4 protein-coding genes are annotated in these 6,263 nt (G+C 68.6%); 3 read left to right on the top strand and 1 reads right to left on the bottom strand.

Annotated features, from left to right (window positions below; all coding sequences use genetic code 11):
* A partial coding sequence (locus WMI84_RS16195; protein ID WP_347354809.1) for a substrate-binding domain-containing protein occupies window positions 1-536 on the bottom strand: 536 nt, incomplete at its 3' end.
* 241 nt (window positions 537-777) lie between these two features.
* Between WMI84_RS16195 and WMI84_RS16200 the strand changes: the two genes are divergently transcribed.
* Genes WMI84_RS16200 through WMI84_RS16210 form a run of 3 tightly spaced genes read left to right on the top strand, consistent with a single transcriptional unit; the run spans window position 778 to window position 5,767 of the window.
* Complete coding sequence (locus WMI84_RS16200; protein WP_347354810.1) at window positions 778-2,829, top strand: hydantoinase/oxoprolinase family protein; 2,052 nt, start codon at window positions 778-780, stop codon at window positions 2,827-2,829.
* Window positions 2,826-4,541, top strand: a complete 1,716-nt coding sequence (locus WMI84_RS16205) for a hydantoinase B/oxoprolinase family protein (RefSeq protein WP_347354811.1) — start codon at window positions 2,826-2,828, stop codon at window positions 4,539-4,541. The genes WMI84_RS16200 and WMI84_RS16205 overlap by 4 nt, the downstream gene beginning before the upstream one ends.
* Complete coding sequence (locus tag WMI84_RS16210) at window positions 4,538-5,767, top strand: amidohydrolase family protein (protein WP_347354812.1); 1,230 nt, start codon at window positions 4,538-4,540, stop codon at window positions 5,765-5,767. Before WMI84_RS16205 ends, WMI84_RS16210 begins: the two co-directional genes overlap by 4 nt.
* Window positions 5,768-6,263: the final 496 nt, after the last annotated feature.

A 6,263-nucleotide genomic window follows, 5' to 3' on the forward strand; every position in this document is an offset into this window, starting at 1 on the left:
TTGCCGTTCTCGGTCGGCACGTCGATCAGGGTGATCGTGCCGGGAACCTGCGGCTCCAGGGTGTCGTAGCGGGTCCCGATCGGGGTGAACTCGACGACGACAGTGATGCCCGCCGCGACCGCCTGCTCGATCGCCGGGATGACGGCGGTGCCGTCGTTGGCCTGCACGATGAAGACCTTGTACCGGCCCGAGGTCACCGCGTCCTGGATCTGGCTCGCCTGCTTCTGCGCGTCGAAGTTCGGGTCGAAGAACTCGGCGGTCGCGTTGTGGTCCTTGGCGTAGCCCTCGATCCCGGCCCAGGTGGCCTGGGCGAAGGAGTTGGCGCGGGCGAAACCGAAGAAGGCGATCGCCAGCTTCTTCGACTCGTCGACCTTGACCACGGAGTCCGGGCCGGTGACCGGGTCGGCCGTGGCGGTACCGCCCGCCGTCGCTGCCGGAGGGGCGGTGGAGGTGGACGGGCCCACCGAGCAGGCCGCGGTGAGCAGGACTGCCGCGGCCAGAGCGGTCACGGGCAGGCGGGGAAACGTAGGCTGCATCTCGGGCCTCCGGTGAGGGGTCGTTGTACCAGAGCGGGCACGCTTCCGGTGCGCCCGAAAGTACGGGTGTGCCGATCAAGGCCCGTATGCACCAAGCACACGCGGCCCTGCCACTCCTGTGCGCTCAGACCAGTCGCTGTTCGGGCGTGTCGCACACACTCCTGCCTGTGTCACAACGACGCGACGCGTGTACCTGCTCGCTGACCGGCGACGCACGCCAACTCATCTCCGGAGGATGCGCATGGACCGCACAACCCGCGTGGCCGTCGATGTCGGCGGAACGTTCACCGATGTCGTCAGGCTCACCCCGACCAGCGGAGAGCTCGTCTTCGACAAGGTGCCAACGACACCGGAGGCGCCGACGACCGGTGTCTTCGCGGCGTTCGACAAGGTCGGTGCCAGCATCGACGAGGTCGTCATGTTCACCCATGGCACGACGTTGGGTCTCAACGCGCTGCTCACCCGCACCGGGGCCCACACGGCCGTCATCGGCACCCGCGGCTTCCGCGATGTGTACCTGCTCGGGCGGACCGACCGGAGAGTCAACTACGACATCACCTACCGCAAACCCCCGGCCCTGCTCGAACGCTACGACACCTTCGAGGTAACCGAGCGCAGCCGCTTCGACGGGAGCGTGCACACACCCTTCGACGCCCAGGACGCCACCCGGGTCGCGAAGCAGATCGCCGCACACGGCTACCAAGCCGTCGCCGTCGCGTTCCTGCACGCGTACGCGAACCCCGAGCACGAGCAGCTGATGCGTGACATCCTGCTCGAGCACGCCCCGGGTGTGGCGGTGACCCTCTCACACGAGCTGTCCCGCGAGTACCGGGAGTACGAGCGCACCAGCACCGCCGTGCTCGACGCGTACATCAAGCCCCTTGTGGGTACCTACCTCAAGACCCTCGAGCAGCGCCTCGAGAGCCAGGGCTTCGGCGGCAAGTTCCTCATGACCCGATCGGGCGGCGGAGCGATGACCGCCCGGGCCGCCCGGGAACAGCCCGTCTCCCTCGTCCTGTCCGGCCCGGCCGGCGGCGTCATCGGGGCGGTGGCCTTCGCCCGGCTCATCGAGGAGCCCAACCTCATCACGATCGATATGGGCGGCACGAGTCTGGACGCCTCCCTGGTGCTCGACCACGAGCCGGTCCTCTACCAAGGGGCCGAGTTCGAGTCGCTGCCCATCAACATGCCCTCGCTGTACATCCACACGATCGGTGCCGGCGGCGGCTCGATCGCCTGGCTCGATGACGCCGGGGCCTTGCAGGTCGGGCCGCAGAGCGCCGGCGCGTCACCGGGCCCGGCCTCCTACGGGCAGGGCGGCACCCAGCCCACCTTCACCGACGCCGCCGTCGCGCTCGGATACCTCGGGTCGGACACCGCCCTCGGTGGCACCCTGACACTGGACGCCGCCCTGGCCGAGCAGGCCCTCGCCCCCATGGCGGAGACTCTGGGGCTGTCGACCCACGCGCTGGCACGAGGCATCACGCAGATCTCGAACACGAAGATCATGGGCGCGGTACGGGCGATCACCGTCGACCTCGGCCGCGACCCGAAGGACTTCGCGTTGCTCTCACTCGGCGGCGCCGGCGGCCTCGTGGCCGTCGACGTCGCCCGCGAGCTGGACATCCCCACCGTCATCGTCCCGCCCGGCCAGGGCGCCTTCTGCGCCTTCGGCATGCTCATGGCCGACGTCCAGCACGACTTCGCCAGGACCAACGTCATGCCGCTGGCCGAGCTCACCCCGCAGGTGACCAGCCGCGCCTACACCGACATGGAGCAGCAGGCCCGCGAGCGGCTCGCAGACGAGGGGTTCGCCCCCGGGTCGAGCCGGCTCGTGCGCACCCTCGATGTCCGCTATGCCGGCCAGGAACACTCGGTGACGATCCCGTTCCCCGACGATCCGGACCCCATCCCCACGATCGAGGCGACCTTCGCCGAGGTGCACGAGCGGCAGTACGGCCATGTCATGCCGGACCCGCTCGAGGTGACCACCCTGCGCCTGCAGGGCATCGGCCGGGTCGACAAGCCGAGACTGCCCGAGATGCCCCGTCGCGCCGGCGGCAAGCCCGAACCGGCCGGCGTCAGGACGGTCTACGTCACCGAGGACGAGCCCAAGGCCCAGTACGCCCTCTACATCCGCGAGGGCCTGCTGGCCGGCGACGTCATCACCGGCCCTGCCGTCGTCGCCGAGCACACCGCGACCTCCGTCATCCACGCCGGTGACCGGCTCGAGGTCGGCGCCCACGGCGAACTGATCATCCATCTGGGCAAGACCGAGGAGAGCCACTCATGAGCGACGCCATCACCACCGAGATCATCCGGCACGGCCTGCTTGCCGCGGCCGAGGAGATGGCCCGCAACCTGTGCCGCACCGCCTACAACACGGTCGTCTACGAGATCCACGACTACGGCATCGGCATCCACGACGCGCACGGGGACGTCATCGCCGACGCGCCAGGAATCGCCATCTTCACAAGGGCCAACGACCACGGCATCAAGAAGTCGGTCGAGTTCCTCGGGACCGAGGCGTTCAAGCCCGGGGACATCTTCATCCTCAACTACCCTTACTGGGCCTCCGCGCACACCCTCGACCCCTTGGTCTTCGCGCCGATCCACCACGAGGGGGACCTGATCGGGTTCACCTCTTGCCGCATCCACGTGCTCGACCTGAAGCAGAAGGACCCCGGCTACGTCCTCGACTCGACCGACATGTACCAGGAGGGGCTCTTCTTCCCCGCCTCGAAGCTGTACCGCGAGGGTTCCCCCAACGACGACATCTTCAACGTCATCCGCTACAACAGCCGCATGCCCGAGCGCACCATCGGCGACATCCAGGCCCAGGTCTCCGCCTGTATTACCGGAGTCCGCCGGACCCAGGCCATCGCCGCGAAGTACGGGCCCGACACCCTTGCCGCGGCAATGGCCGCGATCAACGACCACGGTGACCGGCTCGCCCGGATCGGGTTGGCCAAGCTGCCCAACGGAACCTGGAGCGCCCACGACTTCGTCGACAACGATGGCGTCGACCTGGACCGGCTCATCAAGATGAACGTCACCGTGACCATCACCGACGAGGAGATGGTCATCGACTGGACCGGCAGCGAGAAGGACGTCCGCGGTCCGATCAACTGTCCCCTCGGGCTGACCGAGGCGCTCTCGAGCCTGATCTTCAAGGCACTCACCACACCGGAGACCCCCGTCGTGGCCGGCAACTTCCGCGCGCTGCGCCTGATCACCGAGCCGGGCTCGGTCATGCACGCCGAGCCGCCCATGCCGACCTTCACGCTGTGGACCGGCCTGATCGCCGGCGAGGTCGTCCTCAAGGCACTGGCCGAGGGGATGCCCGACCTGGTTCCTGCCGCCTCCGGCGGTGATGTCTGCTCGATGATGGGGCTCGGGGTCAACCCGCGTAACGGCGAGCAGTGGCTTGAGGCGACCAACGAGGCGGTCGGGTTCGGTGGGCACGCCGGCGGCGACGGCGAGGACGGGATCATGCACCTGTCCGAGCCGGGCTGCCGCAACAACCCCGTCGAGGTCCTCGAGACGAAGTCGCCGATGTTCATCGAGTCCTACGGGTACCGCACCGACAGCGGCGGGCCCGGCCGCCACCGCGGCGGCGTCGGTGTCGGGCGGACCTACCGGTTCCTGGCCCCGTCCAAGGGAATCTGCCTGGTCTACAAGACGAAGACGAAGCCGTGGCCGATCGGGGAGGGCCTCGAGGGTGACAACAACCACGTCATCCTCAACCCGGGCACCGACCGAGAGATCGTGCAGGGCGGCAGCTACAACCACCTGCAGACCGGCGACGTGCTCGTCAACAACACCGGCGGCGGCGGCGGCTACGGCCACCCCTTCGACCGTGACCCGGAGCGGGTCGCCCGTGACGTGCACAACGGCTTCGTCAGCCCCGAGGCCGCCGCGGCTGAGTACGGCGTGGCCGTCGATCCCGTGACCTTCACGGTCGATGCGGCCAGCACCGCGCAGCTGCGCGCGACCCGGGCGTGATCAGCCAGTCCGCCGGCTTGGCGATCGTCAACGTCGGTGTCTTCGACGGTGAGTCGCCCGACCTGACCGATGGGCCTGTCGTCATCCGGGGTGGGCGCATCGAGAGCATCGGTGCGCCCGCCCCGTCGGGGGACGAGGTCCTCGACGCTGGTGGGGGCACCGTGCTGCCCGGGCTGATCGATGCGCACTTTCACGCCTATGGGATCAGCCTCGACATGTTCGACATGGAGGCCAACCACCTCAGCTACGTCGCGATCGTCGCGGCAATGCGGCTGCGCAGTGCCCTGCGTCGAGGGTTCACAACGATCCGTGACGTCGCCGGTGGTGACGCTGGCATCGCGCGTGCCATCCAAGAAGGCCATGTCCAGTCCCCCCGGTACCTGTTCACCGGTGCGGCGCTCAGCCAGACAGGCGGGCACGGTGACGGCCGGCCACAGCACTGGGAGGTATGCCCGTGCCACGGACACGCCGTGCAGGTAGTGGACGGTGTCGACCCGCTGCGGGTCGCGGTGCGAGAGCGCTTCCGACAGGGCGCCCACGCGATCAAGATCATGACCTCCGGTGGAGTGGTCTCGCTCACCGATCCGATCCGAACCCCGCAGTACTCGCCCGAAGAGATCCGCGTGGTCACCGACGAAGCAACCCGCCGAGGCAGCTACGTCGCAGCACACGCCTACTCACCCGAGGCGATAGTCCACTCCGTGCGCAACGGTGTGCGATCCATCGAACACGGCAACCTGCTCGACCTCGAATCCGCATCCGCGATGGCCGAACACCACGCGTTCCTCGTGCCGACCCTGGCCTGCTACGACGCGATGGACCGTCGCGGCCAGGACCTCGGCATGAAGAAGATCTCGCGCGAGAAGAACCGGGAGGTCCTCGACGCCGGCCGAGACGCCATCGAGACCGCGGTCGCCGCAGGTGCCCCGGTCGGCTTCGGCACCGACCTGATGGGTGTGCTCGAGGCCGAGCAGCTCAACGGGCTACGGCTCCAAGCCGAAGTGACCGGCACGCTGGAGCTGCTGCGCTCGGCAACATCACGCAACGCGGACCTGATCAGCCGGCCTGATCTGGGCCGCATCCGCGTCGGCGGGATCGCCGACCTGCTGATCCTGCAAGGGAACCCGTTTGAGAACAGCGAGTGTCTCTGGTCCCCGCACACCGAGCGTGTCGTCATACAGAACGGGCGAGTCGTCCACCATGGACCCGCACCCGAGGCCGACTGAGCCGATTCTTGCGCGCACCCGGTCCGCCGTCGTGGGGCGCGGCCCCGCCTCACCGTCCCCGGGGCTGCCCACAGATGTCCGTTCGACACCAGCGTCCTAGCGCGGCGGTTGTGCTGTCGGCGCTTAGCCGACCACGAGGGTGAGGCTGTCCGTGACGCGCAGACGGGCCGCTCAACCGCCTCGGCTTCGACTACCCAGCGGAGGGGCACCCGGGTGGCCCACACCATAGACCGTCCACGGTGGATGCCATGCTAGGCGGCCGGCTAGTCGGGCCGGCCGAAGGGGGAATCGTCCGTTGCTCTCGTCCGTCGAGGACGAGCCTCGCGGAGCGTCGGGCACGCCCGATTCTAGTCGGCGGGTAAAGACGCTCCCCGGTTCGTCTGCGGGATCGGCGTCGGGATGGTCGGGGACGGATCGGGCGGCGTCGTAGCCTCTTGCGCCTGCGAGACCTGGTGTGTCACACCGATAGGTCTGGACGGACCTACATGGTTGGTGA

The organism is Intrasporangium sp. (assembly GCF_039812505.1).
GTDB lineage: Bacteria > Actinomycetota > Actinomycetes > Actinomycetales > Dermatophilaceae > Intrasporangium_A.